This window comes from Rhodoferax ferrireducens T118 (assembly GCF_000013605.1).
GTDB lineage: Bacteria > Pseudomonadota > Gammaproteobacteria > Burkholderiales > Burkholderiaceae_C > Rhodoferax > Rhodoferax ferrireducens.
The window spans coordinates 2,741,201-2,764,647 of the sequence record NC_007908.1 but is presented as its reverse complement, the minus strand read 5'-3'; the positions used below and the strand labels follow the sequence as shown (position 1 = coordinate 2,764,647).

Sequence of the window (23,447 nt, the reverse complement as noted above, 5' to 3'; positions counted from 1 at the left end):
CCATGAAAATTCTTCGTCTATTTGCGCGCGCTGTCCTGCCTTGGCTCACCGTGCTGCTTCTCGCACCCCTGCAGGCCCAGGCAGCCGATGTGTTCGACTTCATTCCCTTGGGTGGCAGGACACTTCTGGCCAAGGTCTTTGCGAGCCGCCCGCCGGCCGGTGAAGTGAAGGCACTGCTGAGCGCAAAACACACGCGCGAAGAGTGGCGAAGCTACTTGCAGGACCATAGCAAGGCGATCACAGGACTGCAAGGCCTGAACGAGAAGGAGTTGCTCACGCTTGCCGACTACCTGTCGTTCAACATGCCGTTGCCTACGGCCAAGATTCCTGCGAATCCCGCTCAGGCGAATTGGGAGAAGCTGCTGCCGCTGGACGGGCGCGACTTCACGCTTGAGTATTGCCAGAGCTGCCATATCGTCACGGTCGTGATCACGCAAAAGCGCAGCAAGGATGCCTGGCTGGGTTCGATGAACAAGCCAAGCCACATCCAGATCAAGTTGACACGCGAGCAGCGCGAAGCGCTCGCAAGCTACCTGATTCTGAACGCCGCGATTCCGATCGATGAGGTGCCAGAGGAGTTGCGCGCTGGCGGCGCGACTTACTAGCTGTGCGACGGTGGACGCCGCAGGTGTGACACATGCTGTTCACCTCGCTCGAATTCTTCGTCTTCCTCCCGCTTGCGCTGATGCTGTTCGCGCTGCTGCCCCCGGGCAAGCGCTGGATTTGGCTGTTGCTCGCAAGTTACGGCTTCTACGGGGCCTTGCAACCGTTCAACCTCGTTTACCTGGGCGCACTCACGCTCTTGGTCTGGGGCTGCGGCGTGGGGCTGGCGCACACGACGGGCGAACGTTTGCGGCGCCTGCTTCTGGGCGCAGGCCTTGTCGTGGTCGTTGGCTCGCTCGTTGCCTTCAAGTTCTACGACTTCGCCGCTGGCGAGTTGGAACGGCTTGCCGGCCAGTCTTTTGGCGGCGACTCCGCCATCTCGCTGCCGCGGCTCGCCATCACGACGCCGGTCGGCTATTCGTTCTATGCCTTTTCGGCGGTCAGCTACCTTGTTGACACGTATGCCCGGCGCCTTCCCGGGCAGCACAGCGCCGGCCATGTCGCGCTGTACCTCGCGTGGTTCCCCAAAATTCTTGCCGGCCCCATTGAACGCGCCACGACCTTTCTGCCGCAGTTGTCGGCCGGCCTGCGCGCCGATCCCGAACGGCTGGTGCTCGGCTTGCAGTTGATTGGCTGGGGCCTTATCAAGAAGGTCGTGATCGCCGACAACCTCGCGCCTATGGTTGACAAGAGCTTCGGCATCGCGGCCTTCGCCTCGCCAATCGACCTATTGATCAGCGTCTATTTTTTTGCCTTCCAGATCTACTGCGACTTCTCGGGCTACACCGACATCGCGATCGGCGTCTCGCTGCTGTTCGGGCTGCAGCTGATGGAGAATTTTCGCCGGCCCTATCTGGCCAAAAGCACGGCCGAGTTCTGGGGCGAACGCTGGCACATTTCGCTCGGCCGGTGGTTCCGTGACTACCTGTACATCCCGCTCGGCGGCAGCCGAACCGGCCCGGTGCGCCAGTACCTGAACCTGATGCTGGTGTTTATCGCCAGCGGCCTGTGGCACGCGGGACTCGGTTACGGCGTCGGCTGGACCTTCCTCGTGTGGGGCGCGCTCAACGGCAGCTACCAATGGGCCGGCCTGGCCACACGCCCATTCTGGCGCCGCGTCGGTGCATGGCTGCCGCGCATCAGCCAAAGCGTGCCGCTGCTCGCGCTGCGCGTGCTGCTGACCTTCCACCTGATCGCGATCACCTGGGTGTTCTTCCGTGCCCGAACGCTTGGCGATGCGTGGCTGATCCTCAAGAAAATCGGCCTGAACCTCACCAATATCCCGTCTTTGCTGCCGAGATTTCCCTTCACTGCGGATCATTACACGGCCTTCGCGTTGATCGCGTTCCTGATCAGCGTCGAGATCGTTGACGAGCGCCGGTCGATTTTTCAGAGGCTGGCTGCGGCGCCGGTGGTGGTGCGCTGGGGCCTCTGGTATCTCGCCATCTTTGTCCTGCTGATCCTCGGCCGGTGGCAGGCGCGCGAGTTCATCTACATGCAGTTCTGACACATGAAACGCCTGGGAAGATCCGCACTCATCTTCATCGCGATCGGCCTCGCGCTCTACGCCGGCGTTTATTACGCCGCCGAGCAGCTCATGCTTCGCACCGGACGCAGCAACCCATTCTTCAAGATTGCGACCACGCAGGACAGCACGGTTGACTGGGTGATACTCGGCGCCTCGCACGCCATGCCGCTCGATTTCGCCGACTTCAATGCGCAGATGGAGCGCGAGACGCAGCTCAGGATACTGAACCTGGCCGCGCCCGGCGCCGGGCCGCTCTACAACCGCTTTGTGTTCGAGCATTTCCTGCGTTCGCATCGCGCGCGCCATCTGCTCTATGTCGTCGATTCATTCGCGTTCTACTCGCGCACATGGAACGAGGACCGCTTCGGCGACGCCAAGCTCCTGCGGCGCACGCCATTCGAACCGGCCATCGCCCGGCGCCTCTGGGATTACGCCCGCCATGAAGGGGTGGATGCGCGTGCCGTGCTTGACTACGTCAGCGGCTTCTCGAAGATCAACAATCGGGAGCGCTTCCAGCGCGATGTCTGGGAAGGTGAAGCCCAGTTCGAGCGCGCCTATCGGCCCTCATCCTCGGCTGTGAAAAAGCGCATCGACTACCTGTACCCAGACAAGGTCTCGTCCGCAGCCCTGTCCCGATATTTCGAGGAATTCTCAGCGCTCATTGCCTTGGCCCGCAAGGAGGGTGTCACTGTGGTCGTCATCAAGATGCCGGTGCCGCCCCAGTTTTACCGCCAGCTTCCCGAGGAGGCGGGCTTCGATGATGCGCTCTCGCGTTTACTTGCTGCGCGTGACGTGCTTTTTTACGACTTCTCGGCGAAGACGAGCGAGCCGAGCCTCTATTTCGATACCGATCACCTCAGCCGCGCGGGTCTGACGGAATTCTTCATCCGTGATCTCAAACCGGTGCTCGTCTCCGGCCGCGGCTGAATCGGTGGCGCCGCTGAATGGGGGTCGGGACTACCCAGGCTTGGTGACTAAATAGACCTTTAGCCCCCAAATATAAAGCGCGTTATGCTATCTAATTTGTAGCATCATGGCTTGGTGATTGCTGCTGGCCCTGCAATTGAGTTTGTTCCTGTTTTTGGGTCTGGCCAGTTGCCTGGTTAGCCTGATCGTCGCTGGCGACAGATTCCACGGTGACACCGACAGACAGCGTATGGTTGGCACCGCCGTGGATGACGCCGCGAATCGGCGACACGTCCGAGAAATCGCGTCCCAGGGCCAGCGTGACATAGTCTGCGCCGGGGGAGTGCCAACCACTGCGGTTGTTGGTGGGGTCCAGATCGAACCAGCGCGCACCCTCGGGCAGATCCGGCACATACACCGACACCCAGGCGTGGGATGCGTCACTGCCTTTGAGTTTGACCGTGCCCGGCGCAGGCTGGGTCAGCAAATAGCCGCTGACATAACGTGCAGCGAGCCCCATGGCCCGCAGGCAGGCAATCATGATGTGGGCAAAATCCTGGCATACCCCTTTGCGCTGCGCCAGCGCCTCTATCGCCGGGGTGTTGACCTGGGTGCTCTGGCTCTCGTAGGCAAAGTCGCTGTGAATGCGCTGCATCAAGTCCCGCGCTGCGGTCAATACGCAGCTACCGGTGGCGAAACTGGGCCGCGCGTAGGCAGCAAATTCGCTGTGTCGGGGCACAAAGGGTGAAGCAAATACAAATTCTGTCGCGGCGTCAAAGCGCCCTCCCGAGCGATACCGAAACAGTTCCCGGGTTTGCTCCCAACTGATGCTGCTTGCAGGTGGCGAAGAATCGATCGTCTCGACCACGCTGTGTGCCACCACCGTGAGGGTCGTGTGCGGTGTCTGCAGTGAGAAATAACAACGGGTGTTGCCAAATACGTCTTGTGTCCGGCTGATTTTGGCCGGTATCGGGTCGATCTGCAGCGTGTGTTCCAGAAGCCGCTGCGAACGCGTATTCAGGGGTTGCAGGTAGGCCATGTGCTGCGCGGTTCCTACCGCAGGCGCGTAGTCATAGCGGGTTTCGTGGGTGACGCTCAGTTTCATGGGCCCACGCTCCCGTTGATTTCTCCCGAATGCGTGAAATAGCTGCTGTTGATGGCATTCGATACATCAACGGCCGCCCCCGAGCACTGCAGCAGCAAATCGTTCAGCGCAAAAAAGTACCCGTTTGAACCCGATGGCCGGGTTTCGCACAGGTGCGCCAGGTCCCACGTCCGCGGGTCGGGCACGCGCAATAACAAGGCGCCGAGTTGACCGGGCGCGCCGTCGGCCAGCTGGGACAGACACCCGCGCAACGCGCGTGCCACCTGAGCCAAGGAACGCGGGTTGTCGGGGTCAAGCACCAGCAAGTCAAGCAGGGCGGCAATGTCACGGCTTTGCGGGTACCGGGCATGAAAGGTGGTGGTGCAGTCAAGCAGCGCCATCATGGCTTCAAAGCCCGCTTGGGTATGGACACTGCCGGTTTCAAAGCCGCGCGCCAGGGTACCCGCCAAAAACCCCAGACGCTCAATATCCCGACCCATGCTCAGCAAGCGCCAGCCGTCGTCGCGCGTCATGCGATCCGTCTGGGCGCCGGTGATGGCGGCCATGTGGTCACTGGTTTTTTTCAGCAGTTGCAGGGCCGCCTGCGACGAATAGTCGCCGCTGCTGGTGTGCTCAGCGCAGCCTGCAAACAGCTCTTCTTCGGCCCGGACAATGACGCGCCAATGCGCTGGCGACAACTGTTCGCGCACGCTGGAGGCGGCCATTTTCAGGGCCCGCAGGTAATAACCAACACTGGTCGCGCCGTCGTTGCTGCCCAGACTGGCGATCAGCGAACGCTCAAAGTCGCGGCGCGCCTGGGCCGGCGACGGCACACCCGGCAGCACCAGCGTGTTGGCCAGCGCCATGCTGCCAAGCCACGCCAGCAAGGCCGGCGGCGACTGCGCCTCGCCGTTGAGGCATTCCAGCGTCAGGCGGGCCAGACGCAGCGCGTTTTCAGTGCGCTCGGTGTAGCGGCCCAGCCAATAAAGATTTTCTGCTGCGCGGCTGGTGACCAGTCGTTTGGGCTGCGCCACCGAAGCCGCTGTCATGTCCGGCTGCAACAGCGTCGTCTGGTCAACTTCGCCGCAGGTCAGTGCCCAGACGTCGGCGCTGCGGCCGACGCGCTGCATGGTGGCAAGCTCTGCCGTGCTACCTGCCACGCGCGCCAGTCCGCCCGGCACTACGCGCCAGGAGTGCAAGCCGCTTGAGACCATAAATACCCGCAGCATGGCCGAGCGTGGCAGCAACTGACCCGCAGACCCACCGCCCGTGCCCGCTGCGCTCGCGCTGGTGGCTGGCGCTGCTGGCTGCCAGGTGGGCATCTGTGATAAGGGCAGGTAAGCCTGGATGGTGTGCTCCTCACTTTGACGCGCGATACGCCCGGCCCATTCGTCGAGTTCGCGCGCTGACAGGCAGCGGCCCAGCACGGCATCAAAACTGTTGTGGACGGGCGAGCCGGGGTAGGTGGCTTTGATGACGCTGTTACGCAACCGGGGCAGGGCATCTTCCAGGGCCGAGCGTTCACCGCACCACCAGCTCGGCAGAGCGGCCAATTGCAGCTCTTCGCCCAGCAAATGGCGTGACAAGGCGGGCAAAAAGCCGAGCAGGGCGGGCGACTCCAGAAAAGCCGAGCCTGGCGCATTGGCCACCAGCACATGGCCTGCGCGGATGGCCTGCAACAAGCCCGGCACACCCAGGGCGGAGTCAGCGCGCAGCTCCAGCGGATCCAGGTACTCGTCGTCAAGCCGTGTCAACAGGCCATGCACCGGCACCAGGCCTTGGAGGGTCTTGAGGTAGAGCCGCTCGTCGCGCACGACCAAGTCGCTGCCTTCCACCAGGCTCAAGCCCAGGTAACGCGCCAGGCAGGCTTGTTCAAAATAGGTTTCGTTGTAAGGGCCGGGGGTGAGCAACGCGAGGTGCGCGTCCGCCCCGGTCGGGCACCTCGTTTTCAGGTTGTCCATCAGGGCGCGGTAAGTGCCGGCCAGACCTTGCACGTGCAGGGCCTGAAAGGCCTCGGGAAATTGGCTTGCAACCGCCAGCCGGTTTTCCAGCAGATTGCCCAAACCCGATGGCGCCTGACAATGCTGGCCCACCAGCCACCAGTTGCCATCCGGACCGCGCCCCAGGTCGAAGGCCGCAACGTGCAAATGCATGCCGCCGACCGGCTTGACGCCATGCATGGCACGCAGGTAGCCAGGGTGCCCTTGCACCAGCGCGGGTGGCAACCAGCCCTTCATCAGCAACTGCTGCGGCCCGTAGATGTCGGCCATGATCCGCTCCAGCAGCCGCACGCGTTGCAGTACGCCAGACTCAATCTGCTGCCAGCTGGCGGGCTCAATGATCAGCGGAAACAAGTCCAGCGAACAGGGGCGCTGCAGTCCGTCTTCGTCGGCATAGACGTTGCAGGTGACGCCGTTGTCGCGGACCTGGCGCGCCAGACTGGCGGCGCGCTGGTTCAGGTCAAGCGCGGTCTTGTCGGCCAAATGCTCAAAGAACCGAGTCCACGCCGGCGCCAGCGGGCCTCCATCAGCGTTTGAATCCGCCGCCTCGGCGTTGGCTGGGCCAGCACGGGAGGCAGTGGCGCCGCGCAGTTCGTCGAAATGGCCAGCCGCCGCCACTGACGCCAGCGCCATGGCCTGGGCGTCGGGCCTGTCGGGCGCCGGGGCTGCAAGTGGGGAGGGAGTTGCGTCTGTCACGGGTTTAGAGTATGCCAGCGCAGCGTTTTAGGCATTGCAAATTTTCAAAAAAGTGGAGTAACCTGCTTGCCGTGAGGACACGCACTATGACAAAGACTTTTTCGATGATTCGGGAGTTTCATCTGGCCGATTGGTTTACGCTAGGCAATGCCATATGTGGCACGGGCGCCCTATTTTCCATGATGACCTACCTGCAAACGAGTGATGTCATCCATATCTACTTTGCCTGTGGGCTGGTGTTGGCCGCTATGGTATTTGACGTGATGGATGGACGGATTGCGCGGTGGCGACAGAAAACGTCGCCTATGGGGCGTGAGCTTGATTCACTCGCTGACATCATCTCTTTTGGCGTAGCCCCGGCCCTGATTGCGTATGGTTGCGGCATGCAGGGTTTGTACGACCGCATTGTTCTGACCTATTTTGTTGCGTGTGGCGTATCGCGCCTGGCGCGCTACAACGTGACGGCCGAAGCGCTTTCACAAGGACAAGACAAAGTGAAATACTTCGAGGGAACGCCCATCCCAACGTCACTGATACTGGTGCTGTTGATGTTTGTTGCGGCCATGCAAGGTGCTCTGGGCAAGTCACTTTGGTTGGGACAGGTCGCAATGGCTGGTTTCATATTGCACCCAATGGTCTTGTTGTTTGCGCTCTCTGGCTCATTGATGATCAGTCGCATACGCTTCCCCAAAATCTGAGGATGGTTAAAAGCCAGTTGGAGGCGTCACCTACAAATTCTCTGGATCGAGAATGGGCTCGGTGCTGGCTTAAAGCAGCGTGACGGTATTGCTGATGGCGTTTGTAACGTTCGGCTGGGTCAGTCCTGGCAAAGATGGAACCACGCGGTTGCGGCCCTGGTGCTTGGCGTCATACAGAGCCACATCGGCTTCGTTCAGCATGCGCGCACGGTCACCGGCCGGGCCGGGGGTGCCTGCTGCCACGCCCAGGCTGATCGTCACCACGCTGGCGACCGGTGAACTGGCATGGGGCATCTGCTCGGCACGAATGGCGGCCAGGATCGACTCAGCGGTTTCTTGCGCCTGCGCCAACGAAGCACCTGGCATGACCACCACAAATTCTTCACCGCCATAACGTGCCGCCAGTTCACCTGCGCGTCTGACCGTGGCCCGCAGCACCTCGCCCACGCGCCGCAGGCACTCGTCTCCCTGCTGGTGCCCGTAGTGGTCGTTATAGGTCTTGAAGTGGTCCACATCCATCATGATCACCGCCAGCGGCGTCGCCTGGCGCAGTGCGCGCTGCCATTCCTCGGCCCAATACTTGTCAAAACGGCGGCGGTTGGCCAGGCCGGTCAGCCCATCGGTGGTGCTCAGGGTTTCCAACTGGCTGTTGGCGGCCTGTAACTCGGCGGTACGCAGCCGGACCTTCTCTTCCAACGCCTCATTGGCCGCAGTGACCTCCCCACGCAAGCGCACCTGCTCGGCCAATTCGGCCTGTAGACGGCGGGAATAGCGCCACCCCGTCCACAGCAGCAGCGCTGCCGCCGCCAGGCGCAGCATCAGCGTTGCCTGGCGCAGCAGGTCTTGTCGCCGGGCGGTATTGGACAGCTCAATGGTCAGGGCGCCGACGGCCGATTCACTGTTGATTTCATAAATCTTCAGCGCCATGACGTAATCCCCGCCCAACAGGACCTTGTAGGCGGCGTCCCATTGCTCGTCCCGTATGTGCACAAAAACCTGACTCTCCTGTGCACGCAAGGCACGCTGCTCGTCACGCAGTGCCAGGATTTCACCCGCCAGTGTCATGTGCTGTGTCAGCGCCTGGACCTCCTGCATGGTGGCCTCCAGCTTCGTGTGCAGCGAGTTGTAGCTGGCCGCACGCAGGCTGTTCTTCTCGATCACAGCCGTGGCCATCACACTGGTTAGCGACTGGTTCAGTCGGACCATACGCTCCAGTCCGGTCTGTATCCGCAGGCTTTGCCCGTGCATCTGCTCGCTCTTGAGATCAGCGTACAGCCCGACCCCGATGGAGAGTAACAAGATGGCCACCGCAATGTGGAGGCTGCCGAGAAAACGCATGCTTGTCTCCGGGGGGTCAGTTGAGGACTTTGTCAGCCCTGGCTATTAACTCGGGCGGTATCGTGACACCCTGGGCCCTGGCCGCGCGGGTGTTGATGACCAGGCTGAATATTTCCACCGGACCCCATGGCACGTCGCCGGGCCTGATGCCTTTGAGGACCAGAGCCGCCTTTCTTCCGGCCGAGTAGCCGACCAGAAAATAGTCGGGGCCATAGGCCATGACGGCGCCGCGCGCCACGCTGTCGATGTCGCCTGCAAAAAGGGCAATCTTGTGCTGATCGCACACACGGGCAATGGCTTCCAGGTTGGCCATCGTGGTGTTGTCCGAGGTGACCGTGATGGCCTGAACCTTGCCAGCCAGCCAGGCCGCCGCCGACCCGACTTCCTCGCTGCTGTCCACGGTCGCTTCCACCAGGGTGAGACCCAGATTTTGGGCGGTCTCTCTCATGACCTGGATGTGAGACAGCGAATTGTTTTCTTTGGGGTTGTAGATGGTGCCCCAGGTTTTTGCCCGCGGAACAGCCCGCGCATAGGTCTCGAACTGCAGCCGCACCGGCCACAGGTCACTCACGCCAGTGACGTGTGTACCGGTTTTTTGGCCCGCTGCACTGTTGCTGGGCACGATGTCTGCCAGCACCGGGTCCGTCACAGACGAAAAGACCACCGGAATGCGGGTGCCAGTGCGCATCACCGCCTGGGCCGTGGGTGTGGCAATGGCGTGGATCAGGTCCACTCTCTCGGACGCAAATTCGCGGGCAATGGTGTCGGCGGCGGCCAGATCGCCCTGGGCGTTGCGGCGGAGGTACATCACGTTCACCCCTTCCTTGAAACCGGCACTGGCCAGGCCCACTTCGAAGCCTTTTTCGTCGGCATCCAGCGCGGCATGCGACACGATTTGGGTTACGCCAACGCGAAAAACTTTTTGTCCCTGCGCCATGGAGGCGGCCGGAAGCAGTGCAACGGCAGCCATCAGCCCAAGAAACAGTCGGCGTGGCGTTCCGGAGCGGCCATGGCTTGGCAGATTTTTGAAGGGGGTCATGGCAGCATCCTCACAGGCACAGAGACAGTCAACGTGCCCCTATCATTGCACAGTGGCGCCGCAGCCAGCCGCGCTATCGCCCGAGCGACAGCATTCATGGGGCAACCGGGTAAATTCCTGCAAAATGGCTTTTTAGCGTGCGTCGGCCAAGCGCGATGCGACTCAATGACAATAAACAGGAGACCCACATGACCCGTACCATCCATCAACTTTTCGACATCAAAGGCAAGACCGCCCTGGTCACTGGCGGCTCCCGCGGTTTGGGGCTGCAAATGGCGCATGCGCTGGGCGAGGCCGGTGCGCGCATCATGCTCAGCGCGCGCAAGGCCGATGAGCTGGAGCAGGCCACCGCCGAGTTGCAGGCTGCGGGCATTGACGCCCGCTGGATCGCGGCCGATTGCGCCAAAGAGGCCGATATTCACCGTTTGGCGGACGAGACGCTGCAGCGCATGGGCGATGTGGACATTTTGGTCAACAACGCGGGCGCGGCGTGGGGCGCACCTGCCGAAGATCATCCGATTGAGGCCTGGGACAAGGTGATGAACCTCAACGTACGCGGTTACTTTATCTTGAGCCAGGTGATCGCCAAAAAGAGCATGATTGCGCGCCGCTCGGGACGCATCATCAACGTGGCCTCGATCGCCGGGCTGGGCGGCAATCCGCCCGAGATGACCACCATTGCCTACAACACCTCCAAGGGGGCCGTGATCAACTTCACCCGCGCGCTGGCGGCCGAATGGGGCAAATACAACATCAACGTCAACGCCATCTGCCCTGGGTTTTTCCCGAGCAAGATGACCGCCGGTACGCTGGCTGCCCTGGGTGAGGAAAAACTGGCGGCCGGTGCGCCTTTGAGACGCCTGGGCGACGATGAAGACCTGAAAGGCTTGTGTGTGCTGTTTGCCAGCGATGCGGGCAAGCACATCACCGGCCAGTGGCTGGCGGTGGACGGCGGCGTCAGCGTGCTCATCGGCGGCTAGACATGAACTTCGGCGTTGCCATTCCCTTTGTCGAGCTGCTGGGTTTTGAGCTGCGGCTGTATGAGGGCGGCTTGTCCGAGCTGCGCTACACGCCGCGTCCGGAGCATCTGAATTCGTTCAACGTCACCCACGGCGGCGCCTTGATGACCTTGCTGGATGTGACCATGGCGGTGGCGGCGCGCAGCGTGCAGCAGGACATGGGCGCCGTCACCATCGAGATGAAAACCAGCTTCATGCAACCGGCGGTTGGGGCGCTCACTGCCAAAGGCCACTTGATGCACCGCACCGCCACCATGGCCTTCACCGAAGGCACGGTGTTTGACGAACAGGGCCGGGCGTGCGCTCATGCCACTGGCACGTTCAAATTTGTGCGCCGCCTGCCCACCGGGCCGAAGAGCGCGCATGGCTTGAACGCGCCGGCCGGCGTCATTGCCACCGATTGATATCTCGTTTCAAATTTATAACAGATTGGGCTCCAGCCCCCCGTCGATACTGCGTAAGCAGCTACATAATTAATAGTAATTTCAGTAGGAGAAGCGTATGCCAACGAACCAGCAAATCCATCTCGTCAGCCGCCCCAGCGGCGAGGCGCTTGCCAGCAACTTCAAGCTGATCGTCAGTGAGACCCCCGCGCTGCAGGACGGCCAGGTGCTGGTGAGGCATCACTTCCTGAGTCTGGACCCCTACATGCGAGGCCGCATGAACGATGCGAAAAGCTACACCGCGCCGCAAGCCTTGAATGAAGTGATGGGCGGCGGCACGGTGGGCGAGGTGGTGGAATCCAGAAACCCGAAATTTGCCGTTGGCGACAAGGTGGTGGGCATGGGCGGCTGGCAGCAGTACAGCGTGGTCGACGCCAACCAGTTGGGCGCGCTGCGCAAGGTCGATACCACCCTCATTCCGCTGAGCGCCTACCTTGGCGCGGTCGGCATGCCGGGCGTCACGGCCTGGTATGGCCTGGTCAAAATTATCGAGCCGAAAGCGGGCGAAACCATGGTGGTGAGCGCCGCCACGGGCGCCGTGGGCAGTGCGTTTGCGGCCTTGAGCAAAGCGCGTGGCTGCCGCACCGTCGGTATTGCCGGCGGCCCCGAAAAATGCAGGTACGCCGTGGATGAACTGGGCTTTGACGTTTGCATCGATTACAAACTGCACCACGATGCGGCCTCGCTGTCCAAAGCCCTCAAGGACGCCTGCCCGGATGGTGTGGATGGCTATTTCGAAAACGTCGGCGGCATGGTGCTCGACGCCGTGCTGCTGTGCATGAACGCCTTTGGCCGTATCGCGGTCTGCGGCATGATTGCCGGCTACGACGGCGCGCCACTGCCTTTGAGCCATCCGGCACTGATTCTGACCAACCGGCTCAAGGTGCAAGGCTTCATCGTCAGCGAACACATGGAGGTGTGGCCCGAGGCGCTCAAAGAGCTGGGCACGCTGGTGGCCACCGGCAAGCTCAAACCCAGAGAGTCGATTGCGCAAGGCCTGGAAGCGGCTCCCGAGGCGTTTTTGGGCTTGCTCAAAGGCAAAAATTTTGGCAAGCAACTGGTCAAATTAGCCTGAAACCTTGCCGGACAGACCGTAGCCACCCGCAGCGGGCAAGCTCTGTCCCCGACTGAACAACCGGAGGTTCCACCATGACAGACATCATTCTTCACCACTATCCCACCTCGCCGTTTTCAGAAAAAATCCGGCTCGTGCTGGGCTACAAACAACTGGCCTGGAAGTCGGTCGTCATCCCGTCCATCATGCCCAAACCGGACGTGCTGGCGCTCACCGGCGGTTACCGCAAGACGCCGTTTTTGCAGATCGGCTCGGACGTCTACTGCGACAGCGCGCTGATCTGTGACGTGCTCGAACACCTGCAAGCCGAGCCAAGCCTGTACCCGGCGCAGCACAAGGGGCTGGCGCGCGTGCTGGCGCAATGGGCCGACAGCACCCTGTTCTGGGCGGCGATGGCTTACAACCTGCAACCCAAAGGGGCGGCGGCTCTGTTTGAGGGCGTGCCGCCCGAGGCGGCCAAGGCCTTTGGCGCGGACCGGGCTGCGATGAGCGCGGGCATGACCCGCCTGCGCCCGGGTGACGCCAGCGCCGCCTACAAGTCCTACTTGCGGCGCATCGCGAACATGCTCCATGGCCAGGATTTTTTGCTCGGCGACGCGCCTTGCGTGGCCGACTTTGCCGCCTACCATCCCTTGTGGTTCACGCGCCAGGTGGTGCCGGTGATGGCGGGCATTCTGGACGCCACCCCCTTTGTTCTGGCCTGGATGGACCGAATGGCAGCGCTTGGACACGGCCGCATGGAAAAGTATTCTGCTGCAGAATCAATAGCGTTATGTTCAGCATCGACGGGGGCTACAGCAATAAAAGACTCCACATTTGAGGATGAACACGGCATTCCTCTGGGCAGCCGTGTCACGGTGGCGGCGGAAAGCTTTGGCACCGATGTCACCGAGGGCGAGCTGATTGCCGCCACCCGCACCCACTACAGCCTGCGCCGGGTTGATGCACGCGCGGGCACGGTGCAGGTGCACTTTCCACGCATCGGCTACGTGCTCAAGGCGGTGTTGCCCACATGAGCCAGCAGGTCGCGCTGCACTGGCAATGGTCGACCTTTGCCAACCTGAGCGTCACCGAGTTGTATGCGCTGCTGCGCTTGCGCAGCGCGGTGTTCGTGGTGGAACAAAATTGTGTCTTTCAGGACCTGGACGGGGCTGACGCCCAAGCCATGCACTTGCTCGGCTTTGCGGCCCAGTCCAGCGCCGGGTCCGTTGCCCAGCCGCAGCAGGCGCTGCTGGCCTATGCGCGCTGCTTTCCCCCGGGTGTCAAGTTTGCCGAGGCCAGCATTGGCCGGGTGCTGACGGCACCGGGCGTTCGCGGGCTCGGGCTTGGGCACGCGCTGATGGACCGGGCTGTCACGGCGGTCTGCACGCAGTGGGGCGCGCAGCCGATCCGCATTGGCGCCCAGGCGCAGCTGGCCGGTTTTTACGCTGGCCATGGTTTTGTCGACCAGGGCCGGCCTTATATCGAAGACGGCATTGCGCATCTGGAAATGCTGCGAACGCCTTGATGTTGCCTTGACCCCGATCAACCCAATCCTTATTTTTTTTGAGATGCTTTGTGATCACTGATTTCAAAAACAAGACCGCCGTTCTCACCGGCGCGGGTTCCGGCTTTGGTCTGGAATGCGCCCGCATTGGCGCCCGGCTGGGCATGAACCTGGTGCTGGCCGATGTGCAGCAAGACGCCCTTGACCGAGCCAGCGCCGAGATGCAGGCACTGGGCGCGCCGGTGCTGGCATTTCAGCTTGACGTTGCCCAAGCAGCCCAAGTCGAAGCCTTGGGCCGGGCGGTGCAAGCGCGTTTTGGCGCGCCGCATCTGGTCTTTAACAACGCCGGCGTCGGCGCCGGTGGGCTGATCTGGGAGAACAGCGCGGCCGACTGGGAATGGGTGCTGGGCGTCAACCTGATGGGCGTCGCCCACGGCTTGCGCGTGTTCACGCCGTTGATGCTGGACGCCGCCAAAAAAGACCCGGCCTACCGCGGCCATATCGTCAACACCGCCAGCATGGCCGGTTTGCTCAATGCACCCAATATGGGCATCTACAACGCCAGCAAGCACGCGGTGGTGAGCATGAGCGAGACGCTGTACCAGGACCTGGCCTTGGTCACGGATCAGATCAGCGCCTCGGTGTTGTGCCCGTTTTTTGTGCCGACCGGCATCAGCCAGAGCCATCGCAACCGCCCGGTGGACGCAGCCACCGTCAAACCGACGCGCAGCCAGCTGATCGGGCAGGCCATGAGCGACAAGGCGGTGGGCTCGGGCAAGGTCAGTGCTGCCGATGTGGCGCAAAAAGTGTTCGACGCCGTGGCCACCCGGCAGTTCTACATCTACAGCCACCCCAAAGCGCTGGCCTCGGTGCAGACCCGGCTGGAAGACATCATGCTGGGGCGCAACCCCACCGATCCCTTTGCGCTCAAGCCGGAACTGGGGCTGGAATTGAAGCAAGCCTTGCGGGCGTAGTGCACACGGCTCGATTCATTGATCTGGTGTTTGGCAGCGTTTTTGTTTTTTGAACGTTGTATTTCCCCCCCCTCTCCCCCAACCCCTCTCCACCCCCGCCGGGGCGGAAAGGGGAGCTAACAGCCACATTGGGCCAACTCTTTTAAGGCAGGAAGTACACGGGCCGATTGGCGTTGAGACAGCAATTTGCTTTGAGCGCCTCGTTGCCGTGTTGCCGCTACTTTGAGGCCAGCGCGCAGTCGAGCGCTTATTTCCCACCTTAATAGACGCGGCCAAATGAGGCGCCCCTCTTTCGCCCGGCGGGGCGGGAGAGGGGCGGGGGAGTGAGTGGGGGAAAAAGAACGTTTAAAAAATTCCAACCCGGTAAAACCCAAGTCCAATGAGTTTCGTCACCAAGATTGCGGGAGACGTTGCTGGCCCCTGGCGTCGTCAACCCGGAGCAGTCAGGCCACGCGCAGCAATGCAAGCATTTTCTTCTGCGACAAGGGCTTGTGATACAGGTAGCCCTGCATCGTGTTACAGCCGGAACGCTCCAGATAGCGTTCCTGAACCTGGGTCTCAACACCCTCCGCGACCAGGTTCAGACTCAAGCCTTTCGCGATCGAGATGATGGCGAGCACCACCGGACATTGCGAATTGTCGTTCTGAATTTTCATCACAAACGAACGATCGATCTTGATGGTATGAATCGGGAATCGATGTAAATAGGATAAGGAGGAATAGCCGGTTCCGAAGTCGTCGATGGCCACGCTGACCCCGAGTTGACAGAGCTTGTTGAGTTGTTCAATGGCCGTCTGCGGATTGTGGATACAAATGTTTTCGGTCACTTCGACCTCAATCTGGGACGCGTTGATATGGTGCAGGGTCAGCGCATTCTTGAGCTTGTCAAAGAAGTCTCCGCGATCAAGGTATTGGGGAGAAAGATTGAGTGACAGCCGCACCGGCTCGCCGCCGGCCGCATTCCAGTCCAGCAGGTCGAGGCAGATGGCCTCCAGCATCCAGTCGGTGATGGGAATAATCAAACCATTTTCCTCGGCAAACGGCAAGAAATCGCCGGCACCCAGGAATCCGCGTTCAGGATGGTTCCAGCGCATCAGCGCCTCGGCCCCCACAATTTTTTGTGTCCTGACATCCACTTGGGGCTGGTAGTACATCTCCAGCTCGCCCCGTTCCAGTGCCAGTCGCAGACTGTGTTCTAGCTCAATCTTCTGGCAGGACGCATCCAGCATTGAACGGTCGAAAAACGAGTGGCCGTTCTTGCCCTCGGCCTTCATGTGGTACATCGCGATATCGGAGTTTCTGATCAGTTCATCGGTCGATTCACCGTCGCCAGGATAAATGGCGATACCGATGCTGGCGGAGATGTGGACCGACTGTCCGGCGAGCTGGAACGGCTGGCGCAGACATTCCAGAAACTTTTCTGCGATCAGCACAGCGTCTTGTCGATCACTCAACTCTGGCAAGACCGCCGTAAACTCATCCCCCCCCAGCCGCGCCAGTGTGTCGCCACTGCGCAGGCAGGCTTTGAGGCGAATGGCCGCTTGTTGCAGCAACTTGTCGCCTATGACGTGACCCAGTGTGTCGTTAACCAGCTTGAAGCGATCAAGATCGATAAACATCAGGGCCAGACTGGCGTCATTTCGCTTGGCCTGCAGCACCGCCAGGCCCAAGCGGTCTTTGAACAGCACCCGGTTGGGCAGATCCGTCAGGATGTCGTGGTAGGCCTGATAGGTAATCAGTTCGTCAGCCCGCTTGCGATCGGTAATGTCACGGGCTACGCCGTAGGTGCCAAACAGTTCTTGCTGGGTCGAATCAGGTTCTTGTGACGTGTCGCTGGCGTTGAACGAAATCGTCATCAATTCATGGGTGAAGGTGCGCACTTCACCTTTGGCATGGCGGGACTTGAGCCGCAGCTCGACGTTGCGAGACAGGCGATAGTCGCCTCGTCCCTCGTTGAAAACATAATTTGCGCGCAGTACATCGTCTTCTTGAATGAGCACAGAATAGTGCTCGCCAATCAGCTCCTCGCGGCTGAAACCCAACAACTGCTGCACCCGGTCGTTGACAAAGGTAAAGCGGCCTTCATGATCAAGCGTGTAGATGATGTCGGGCGAACTGTCGACCAGATAACGGTATTTTCTTTCGGAGCTTTCAAGTTGCCAGGCGATATGCCGATTTTCGGCCTGCAAGCGGCGTTGCTTCAAGGCGTTGTCCACCGTCTTGCGCAGTTCTTCCGGGCTGTAGGGCTTGCGCAGGTAATCGTAGGCGCCTCGTTTGAGCGCACCAATTGCTGCGTCAATTCCGCGGTCGCCGCTGGTCACAATGATGTTGGCATCGGCTTGCTGGGAGTTCATGAAATCCATGATGTCGTGGCCGCTGATATCGGGCAGGCGCAGGTCCAGAATCACCAAGTCAAAGGGTTGTTGGCCGAGATACCGGATCGCTTCACCGCCGTTGGCTGCGCTGGTCAGGACAAAGCCCCGATCCTTGAGCAGTTCGCCCAGGCTGCTGAGCATTCTCGGTTCGTCGTCAACCAGCAGCACCTGCGCAGGCAATTGTGCAGGGGCGGGTGCTGACCATCCGTGGCTTGCGAAACTGACCGCTGATGGCGTCCATTCGCCACCCGCGATGACATCGACTTCAGCCCTCATGCCAACGCCTTGATGGACAACGCAGCAGCGCCCTGAGCCGCGGCATTGCGGGCTGGCAGGAGAATTTCAAAAGCCGTACCCGCCCCGGTGCTTTGGCAACTGATCAGGCCGTCGAGCTTTTTGACCAGGCTGTGAACAATACTCAAACCGATGCCACGGTTCTGGCCCACCTTGGAACTGCGAACCGGGGAAAACAGCTTGGCCAGTACCTCGGCTGGAATGCCGGGTCCATCGTCCTTGATGCACAACTCGAAAAATGCGCGTCCGTCGCGTTGGACGCAGCCCTTGTTGTCGATCTCGATATGGCCGCCCCTGGGCAGCGCCTCAACGGCATTCTTGAGCAAGTTCACCAGAATCTGCTTGAGAATGTCAGCCGAGCCATTGATCTCGGCGATTTGCTCCGGCATCCGAGCCACGATCTGCACCGAAGGTGGCAGGAATCTGCTTTCACGAAACAGGCGCACCAGATCGTTGACGACTCGGTTGATTTCAGTTGCGCCGGCCTGAGTTTTCGGAGCGACCCCGGCAAATTCGTTGATGATGTTGCCAACCCGGTCAATCTCTTCATTGAGAATCAGCAACTCGTCCGCCACCGGTTCCTGGCGCGTCAATTTGTCGTCCAGTACGCCAAGGTAGTTCTTGATGATCGACAGCGGGTTGTTGACCTCATGCACCACTCTGCGGGAGCTTTCGCGATAATCTTCCTTCAAACTGGCGATACGCTGATCGATTTCACCTCGGTCCCGGGTCGCCGCCTCGAGCGCTGTGGCCGCCTGGGCGCCAAAGGACTGCAAAAACTTCTCGCGGTACTTCAATTCGGCGATTCGCCATGCGGGAACGCCGCCCACCATCATTCCCAGGCAGCGTGAGGCGCTTGCAATAGGCACACAAACCAGACAGTCGGCATCAAAAATACGCATTAACTGCTCTTCTGCAAGGCCTTGCCGAGTGCCGTCGCGTTCAAGAAAAACCAGGCGCCTCTGAAGCGCAGACCCGGCTATGCCGCCACCGCCGGACATCGCGATGGAGAATTCGGCCAGTCGTTGTTGCTGCTCTGCGAACGACACGCCCACCAGGGCCTGACCGCTTCCGTTCATCAGGAAGATGATCGTATTTTCGAGATTGAAGAGAATGCGCGCGTTTTGCCGAACAACGTCGAGCAATTGAGTGTCACCCTTTTGGCGCGCAAACGATTGCCCGAGCTCGGCACTCAGCGCCATGTTGCGCACCTCCTCGGTCAGGCGTTGCTGTGCCGGATCGGCCACCGGCGCGGCGAGCGCGCGGGCTGGCGGCGCCACCAGGTCATCTACGCCCGACAGGTCAATGCCCAGGTATTCGGCTGCCTTTTTCACCTGGGCTGCTGCTCCATCGCAAATGAGCGACAGGTCGTCCAGGTTGATCTTGCAAAGCGAGCCCGCATTGGCTGAAAGGGGCAGCGCAGGGTCATGGTTGCTCAGCAGTTGCGCAAGATGGATGATGCGAATCAGGGGATGCGCTGCCTCAAGGCGCATCGTGGACTCGTGGTGGTAGAGGATGCTGTCGGCCATGAACGAGTCCAGGTTCCAGCGTTCGATCAACCAGGCCCCGGCGTCAGCATGGGAAATCTGAAGTGTGTGCTGCTCAACGGCACAAAGGCTTGCGTCGTCCTGCGCCAGAAAATTGAAGCCGTATTCGTTGGGTGCCGCGGCCAATAAAGCCAGACGGCCCACATCGTGCAACAGGCCTGCCAGATAGGCTTCTTCGGCGTGCGGATAGGCCATTTTTTTTGCGATCTCGCGCGCCACGACGGCGGTGGTCAAGGAGTGCTTCCAGAAGCTGCGCAGATCCGTGCTGCCGGAATGCGGAAATCCACTGAAGGTCTGGAACACCGACTCGCTGATGACCAGGGTCTTGATCATGTCTGAGCCCAGAACGCCCAGCGCCTGAAGCAGTCCCACTTTGTTGCCGCCGCGGTGGTAGGCGGCGCTATTGGCAACGCTCAGCACCTTGGCGGTCATACCCGCATCGTTGGCGATCAGTTTGGCGAGTTCAGCCATGCCCGCTTCGTCGGCCTGACACAGTTCGATCAACTTGAGGAGGATCTGTGGCATCGACGGCAACCGGGCCACCAGCAGGCGGTTGCGAATATCCTGATTATTTGGGGACATTTTTACGGATGTTATTGCCAATAAATTGTCAGACAGTCAACGCACGATCGGCATCCAAAACAGCAAGCCCAGTTCATTTTTTGTCTGGCCTCAAGATTTGTTTAACCCAAAATTGCCGCCTCAATCCAAGAATCAAAGCCGAAAATCCAATTTGTAAATCAATATAGCATCATGTTACAGAATGTGAAAGCGATGCTGACAAGCTGAGCACGAAAAGTGGTGCTAATTGGTCACATTGGCGCTGGGATGCCGTCAAAGTCATCGACGGGTTTGCCCGCTGCACGTTTTCAAACATGACCTCGCCCCCCTGGCTGCAATGGTCTTCATGGCGCGTCAGGGTCAATGCATGTTGATGACGCGCACGTCGGAAAACATATCCACTTGCGGCAGCATCTGGTTTGACTTTTGAATCAAGCACACATATTGGGCCAGCGCTTCGTCCTGAATAAAGCTTGCCGAAGACTCGGCTTTGAGCAGTCTGTCAGGGTGCTGGGCTCGTGCCACGGCAAATCCCTGCACATAATCAACCCCGATCTCGGTCAGGGTCTGCACCGTGGCATTGTCCTCGGCCCACTCGGCAATCACCTTCATGCCCAGGTTTTTGGCGAGGTTAACGATAGCTTCGACAATGGCGATGTTGGCTGGGTGCTTGTTCATGTTGACAATGAAGCTGCCATCGATTTTCAGCAGGTCTGCCGTGAACTCCTTCAAGTAAGAGAATGAGGTGTAACCGGCGCCGAAGTCGTCCAGCGCCACTTTGGCACCGTAGCCGCGCACCTTGTTGACGAAGCGGCGGGTATTTTCCAGATCGTGCAAGGCCACGCTTTCGGTGATTTCAAGGCACAGTTGCCCAACCAGATGCAGGTTTTGTTCAAGCATGACATACACCTCCTGCAGGAACTTCTCATCATTCAGTGAAGCACCGCTCAAATTCATGCAGACGAATTTCGTGTGCTTCAGTTGCGTGTAATTGGTGTTGAGCCAGGCCAGCGTGGTGGACAAGACCCAGCGGTCAATCATGCCCATGCGTCCGCTGTTCTCGGCTGCAGCAATCAGCCGGTCGGTGGGAACGACATTGCCATCGATGTCGCGCATGCGCAGCAGCACCTCAAAGTTAAGCGATTCATACGGCTTTGTGAGTGACATGATGGGCTGCATTTCCAGATACAGGCCATCGGTGGCGGAACTGGTGGCAAGCAGCGCAATCAGTTTGAGCTCGGCCTCATGCTTTTTGAACGCGATGGCATTTTTTTCATACACCACCAGGCCGCCACTGCTGCCGGACTTGGCCTGGCGACACGCGCGGTCGGCAGTGGACATGGCGTCGTTGAACTGCATGCCGGCCCTGACCTCGATAAGTCCGATGGAGCCGCGCACATGAAACGCGTTTTCGCCAACATGGTAGGGCAGGGTGTCAATGCTGTCGATGATGCCGCGGCACATGACCGCGGCCCGTGCAATGGGCGTGTCGGGAAACACGATGACGAACTCATCACCGCCAACGCGGCCAAATTGGAGTTCGCGGGAAAGCAGGTCCGACACGCGCCCGCATACTTGCTGCAACACTTCATCGCCGACCCCGTGGCCAAACAGGTCGTTGATCAGCTTGAAACGGTCGAGGTCAAGATAGGCCAGGGCCACGGGTGCATTACGGTCAGTCAGACTGGCAATGGCGCTGTTGAACGCTTTCGCGATACCGCGCCGGTTCAGCACCTTGGTCAGTGAATCATGGTCGGCCAGGAAATACAGATCCGCGGTGGCCCTGGATTTTTCGGTGACGTCCTGCAATGAACCCTCGATCTTGTCGCCAGCCAGCGTTGCCTTGACGAGAAAACATTTTGAACCACTGTAGCCAGGCACGGGTTTGCCCTGGATTTCCATTTCATCTTCACTTTTGTTATGCACCATTTGATGCAGCTGGGTCCAGGCACCATTGGTGAAATACTGCTGCCAGGCATTGGCGCCATCGGTCAGCACATTCGGTCCCAGCATGCCGACCAGGGCGGGGTTGGCACTCGTGAAGCGGCCACGCAGGTCGAGGGTGAAGAGGCCGATCGGCATGGCCGCGTAGGTGTGCTCCAGTTTGGCCTGCACTTCCAGGCGCTGCACATGCTCGTGCCGCATTTGTTCGGCAATCGCCAAGGCGGCCAGCAGGCTTGACACCAAGGCGGCAGTCACGCTATTGACCGATCCGATTAGTCCTTTGATGCCTAGCGCCGCAGAAAGAACCTCGTAAAAACTTGCGACCAAGGTGATGCTGATGGCGGCGCCATACCACATTGCGACACGGGAACGCGTTTTTCGCAGAATGCGAACCAGAAGGTATGCCAACATTGAAATGCCAGCGCCAACAACGGGCCAAAACAGCGGTAGATACGAAGAGGATGGCAGAAAACTTGACAGTATGAGCAAGGGAAAACATGTCCACTGAAATACACGCACGAGCCACTCATGTCCAACGTGCAATAAATCATCTCTGAAAAGTGACGTGAACAGTATCAGTGTCAGCACGTAGTACAGGGTAATGGTGATCATCCTGCCTTGTAACAACCAGTCGTAGGGCACCGTGTAGCCAAGCCACTGCGTATCCCACCCGGCAGAAAGAGCCCCCATTCTCAGATTGATCACGAGCCAAGCCGCGAACAGGACATACAGGCGGTTTCGATTGATCAAAGCCGTGACCAGCACAAAAATCGCCAGCACGATGATCCCGCCATCCAGCAGGCCTGACTTGCGGTGAAACTCCTGGGCGGAAGTTTGTAAATTGTTAGCTCGCCAAATCAGAGCGGATAGACGGGCCGGGCCGATAGCACTGGTGCGGCATACCACTTGCTCGTCTTTGAGTGCTGGACTGAGTTCAAGCGCAAAACCCGCCTTGATAGCGGTAATGCCGCCAGTCGTGCCTTGGTGATTGCCAGTGCCAAGCGCTTTCAGCGTCCTGGCATCCCAGCAGGCGATGTCCATGGCATGCCGCGAGGGAAATTCGACCATCATGGGTGTGTGTTCAACGTCTTCGGGTACTACAAAGGTCAGCCAGACAGGAACCTCGGAAAGCCGGGTGTCGTGGAATTGGCTGATCGAGCTCTCCCGTAACTGCGCCAGGGCCTGAGCGGGACCCGCCACGGCGGCTGACTCTTTGATCACCCGAATTTGCAGCTGTTGTGGGTCGGCCGCCGGGTATTGCGTTTTCCAGGCAAAAAGGGCCAGTAAAGACATCAATCCGATAAAGAAGGGCAGTGCGTAGGTCGAGAGCGCGTACAGCAGCCGGTCCAGTCCCTGATTGAGATTGTCCATTTGCTTCCCGAGGAGCTTAGATACTTTTGGCATTTTGTTGTTCACGGCTTCGGACCGGGATCTTTAGCATGGCATGGTGGCGCTCCATCGCGCCCTTCCGTGGCGAAGAACTCATCCAAAAAAAGTCGTGCACTTTGTCCTTTCGGTTTGTTGTCGAGCATTCCATATATTTATTTCATATATCGGCAAGGGCGGTGACAAATAAACATTACACCTGCTAAAAATGCACGATAACGGAATTCAATGACTGGTGTTATTTAAAAACAACATATTTATCATGGAGTTGCAGCAAAAACCTGATGTGTTACTTGTAATGTTAAATTTACATGCCTGGTCAATAATGCAATTGAGAACGCTCAATGACATGAAGCGTCGATGTCGGGGCTGTTGCGTTCAGGAGACATGCCGGATGGAACATGCCCGATCGGGTGGTCCACCGCTGACGCTTGGGGGAGATGCAAGGGGA

Annotated in this window: 17 protein-coding genes; 10 read left to right on the top strand and 7 right to left on the bottom strand. The window is 59.8% G+C overall.

Features of this window, described 5'->3' with window-relative positions; all coding sequences use genetic code 11:
- The first annotated feature begins 2 nt into the window (after positions 1 to 2).
- From RFER_RS12635 to RFER_RS12625, 3 genes are read left to right on the top strand one after another with little or no spacing between them, the layout of a single operon-like run.
- On the top strand, positions 3 to 605 hold the full coding sequence (locus RFER_RS12635; RefSeq protein WP_041790685.1) for a hypothetical protein: 603 nt from the start codon (positions 3 to 5) through the stop codon (positions 603 to 605).
- A gap of 32 nt (positions 606 to 637) precedes the next feature.
- Positions 638 to 2,110, top strand: coding sequence for an MBOAT family O-acyltransferase (locus tag RFER_RS12630; protein WP_011464785.1), 1,473 nt, complete (start codon positions 638 to 640; stop codon positions 2,108 to 2,110).
- A 3-nt stretch (positions 2,111 to 2,113) separates the two neighbouring features.
- Positions 2,114 to 3,058 (top strand): hypothetical protein, encoded by a 945-nt coding sequence (locus RFER_RS12625; protein WP_011464784.1) that lies wholly within the window; start codon positions 2,114 to 2,116, stop codon positions 3,056 to 3,058.
- A gap of 91 nt (positions 3,059 to 3,149) precedes the next feature.
- Here the strand turns inward: RFER_RS12625 and RFER_RS12620 are convergent, their stop codons facing one another.
- On the bottom strand, positions 3,150 to 4,142 hold the full coding sequence (locus RFER_RS12620; protein WP_011464783.1) for a transglutaminase family protein: 993 nt from the start codon (positions 4,140 to 4,142) through the stop codon (positions 3,150 to 3,152).
- Positions 4,139 to 6,754 carry a circularly permuted type 2 ATP-grasp protein gene (locus RFER_RS12615; protein WP_011464782.1) on the bottom strand — a complete coding sequence of 872 codons (2,616 nt, stop codon included), beginning with the start codon at positions 6,752 to 6,754 and terminating at the stop codon, positions 4,139 to 4,141. The genes RFER_RS12620 and RFER_RS12615 overlap by 4 nt, the downstream gene beginning before the upstream one ends.
- A gap of 149 nt (positions 6,755 to 6,903) precedes the next feature.
- Between RFER_RS12615 and pssA the strand changes: the two genes are divergently transcribed.
- Positions 6,904 to 7,515 (top strand): CDP-diacylglycerol--serine O-phosphatidyltransferase, encoded by a 612-nt coding sequence (gene pssA / locus RFER_RS12610; protein WP_166485718.1) that lies wholly within the window; start codon positions 6,904 to 6,906, stop codon positions 7,513 to 7,515.
- A 69-nt stretch (positions 7,516 to 7,584) separates the two neighbouring features.
- On the opposite strand, the gene RFER_RS23010 is transcribed toward pssA, so the two are convergent.
- Both RFER_RS23010 and RFER_RS12600 read right to left on the bottom strand, forming a co-directional pair.
- Positions 7,585 to 8,853, bottom strand: a complete 1,269-nt coding sequence (locus RFER_RS23010; RefSeq protein ID WP_011464780.1) for a GGDEF domain-containing protein — start codon at positions 8,851 to 8,853, stop codon at positions 7,585 to 7,587.
- A gap of 16 nt (positions 8,854 to 8,869) precedes the next feature.
- Positions 8,870 to 9,892 carry an ABC transporter substrate-binding protein gene (locus tag RFER_RS12600; RefSeq protein WP_011464779.1) on the bottom strand — a complete coding sequence of 341 codons (1,023 nt, stop codon included), beginning with the start codon at positions 9,890 to 9,892 and terminating at the stop codon, positions 8,870 to 8,872.
- Positions 9,893 to 10,080: 188 nt separating this feature from the next.
- On the opposite strand from RFER_RS12600, the gene RFER_RS12595 reads away from it, so the two are divergent.
- From RFER_RS12595 to RFER_RS12570, 6 genes are all read left to right on the top strand, one after another.
- On the top strand, positions 10,081 to 10,872 hold the full coding sequence (locus RFER_RS12595) for an SDR family oxidoreductase (protein WP_041792188.1): 792 nt from the start codon (positions 10,081 to 10,083) through the stop codon (positions 10,870 to 10,872).
- Between the two features lie 2 nt (positions 10,873 to 10,874).
- Positions 10,875 to 11,315, top strand: coding sequence for a PaaI family thioesterase (locus tag RFER_RS12590; protein ID WP_011464777.1), 441 nt, complete (start codon positions 10,875 to 10,877; stop codon positions 11,313 to 11,315).
- 97 nt (positions 11,316 to 11,412) lie between these two features.
- Positions 11,413 to 12,429, top strand: coding sequence for an NADP-dependent oxidoreductase (locus tag RFER_RS12585; protein WP_011464776.1), 1,017 nt, complete (start codon positions 11,413 to 11,415; stop codon positions 12,427 to 12,429).
- Between the two features lie 74 nt (positions 12,430 to 12,503).
- Entirely contained in the window at positions 12,504 to 13,445 is a 942-nt protein-coding gene (locus RFER_RS12580; RefSeq protein ID WP_011464775.1) for a glutathione S-transferase family protein, read from the top strand.
- Positions 13,442 to 13,936: a GNAT family N-acetyltransferase gene (locus RFER_RS12575; RefSeq protein WP_011464774.1), complete on the top strand. Its 495-nt coding sequence runs from the start codon at positions 13,442 to 13,444 to the stop codon at positions 13,934 to 13,936. Before RFER_RS12580 ends, RFER_RS12575 begins: the two co-directional genes overlap by 4 nt.
- A gap of 50 nt (positions 13,937 to 13,986) precedes the next feature.
- Positions 13,987 to 14,889, top strand: coding sequence for an SDR family oxidoreductase (locus RFER_RS12570; RefSeq protein WP_041790676.1), 903 nt, complete (start codon positions 13,987 to 13,989; stop codon positions 14,887 to 14,889).
- 443 nt (positions 14,890 to 15,332) lie between these two features.
- Here the strand turns inward: RFER_RS12570 and RFER_RS12565 are convergent, their stop codons facing one another.
- The 3 genes from RFER_RS12565 to RFER_RS12555 form a co-directional block, all read right to left on the bottom strand.
- Positions 15,333 to 17,540, bottom strand: coding sequence for an EAL domain-containing response regulator (locus tag RFER_RS12565; protein WP_011464772.1), 2,208 nt, complete (start codon positions 17,538 to 17,540; stop codon positions 15,333 to 15,335).
- On the bottom strand, positions 17,537 to 19,687 hold the full coding sequence (locus tag RFER_RS12560) for an HDOD domain-containing protein (RefSeq protein ID WP_011464771.1): 2,151 nt from the start codon (positions 19,685 to 19,687) through the stop codon (positions 17,537 to 17,539). The genes RFER_RS12565 and RFER_RS12560 overlap by 4 nt, the downstream gene beginning before the upstream one ends.
- A 339-nt stretch (positions 19,688 to 20,026) precedes the next feature.
- A complete protein-coding gene (locus RFER_RS12555) occupies positions 20,027 to 22,981 on the bottom strand; it encodes a putative bifunctional diguanylate cyclase/phosphodiesterase (RefSeq protein WP_011464770.1) in 2,955 nt (984 codons plus the stop codon).
- Between the last annotated feature and the right edge of the window lie 466 nt (positions 22,982 to 23,447).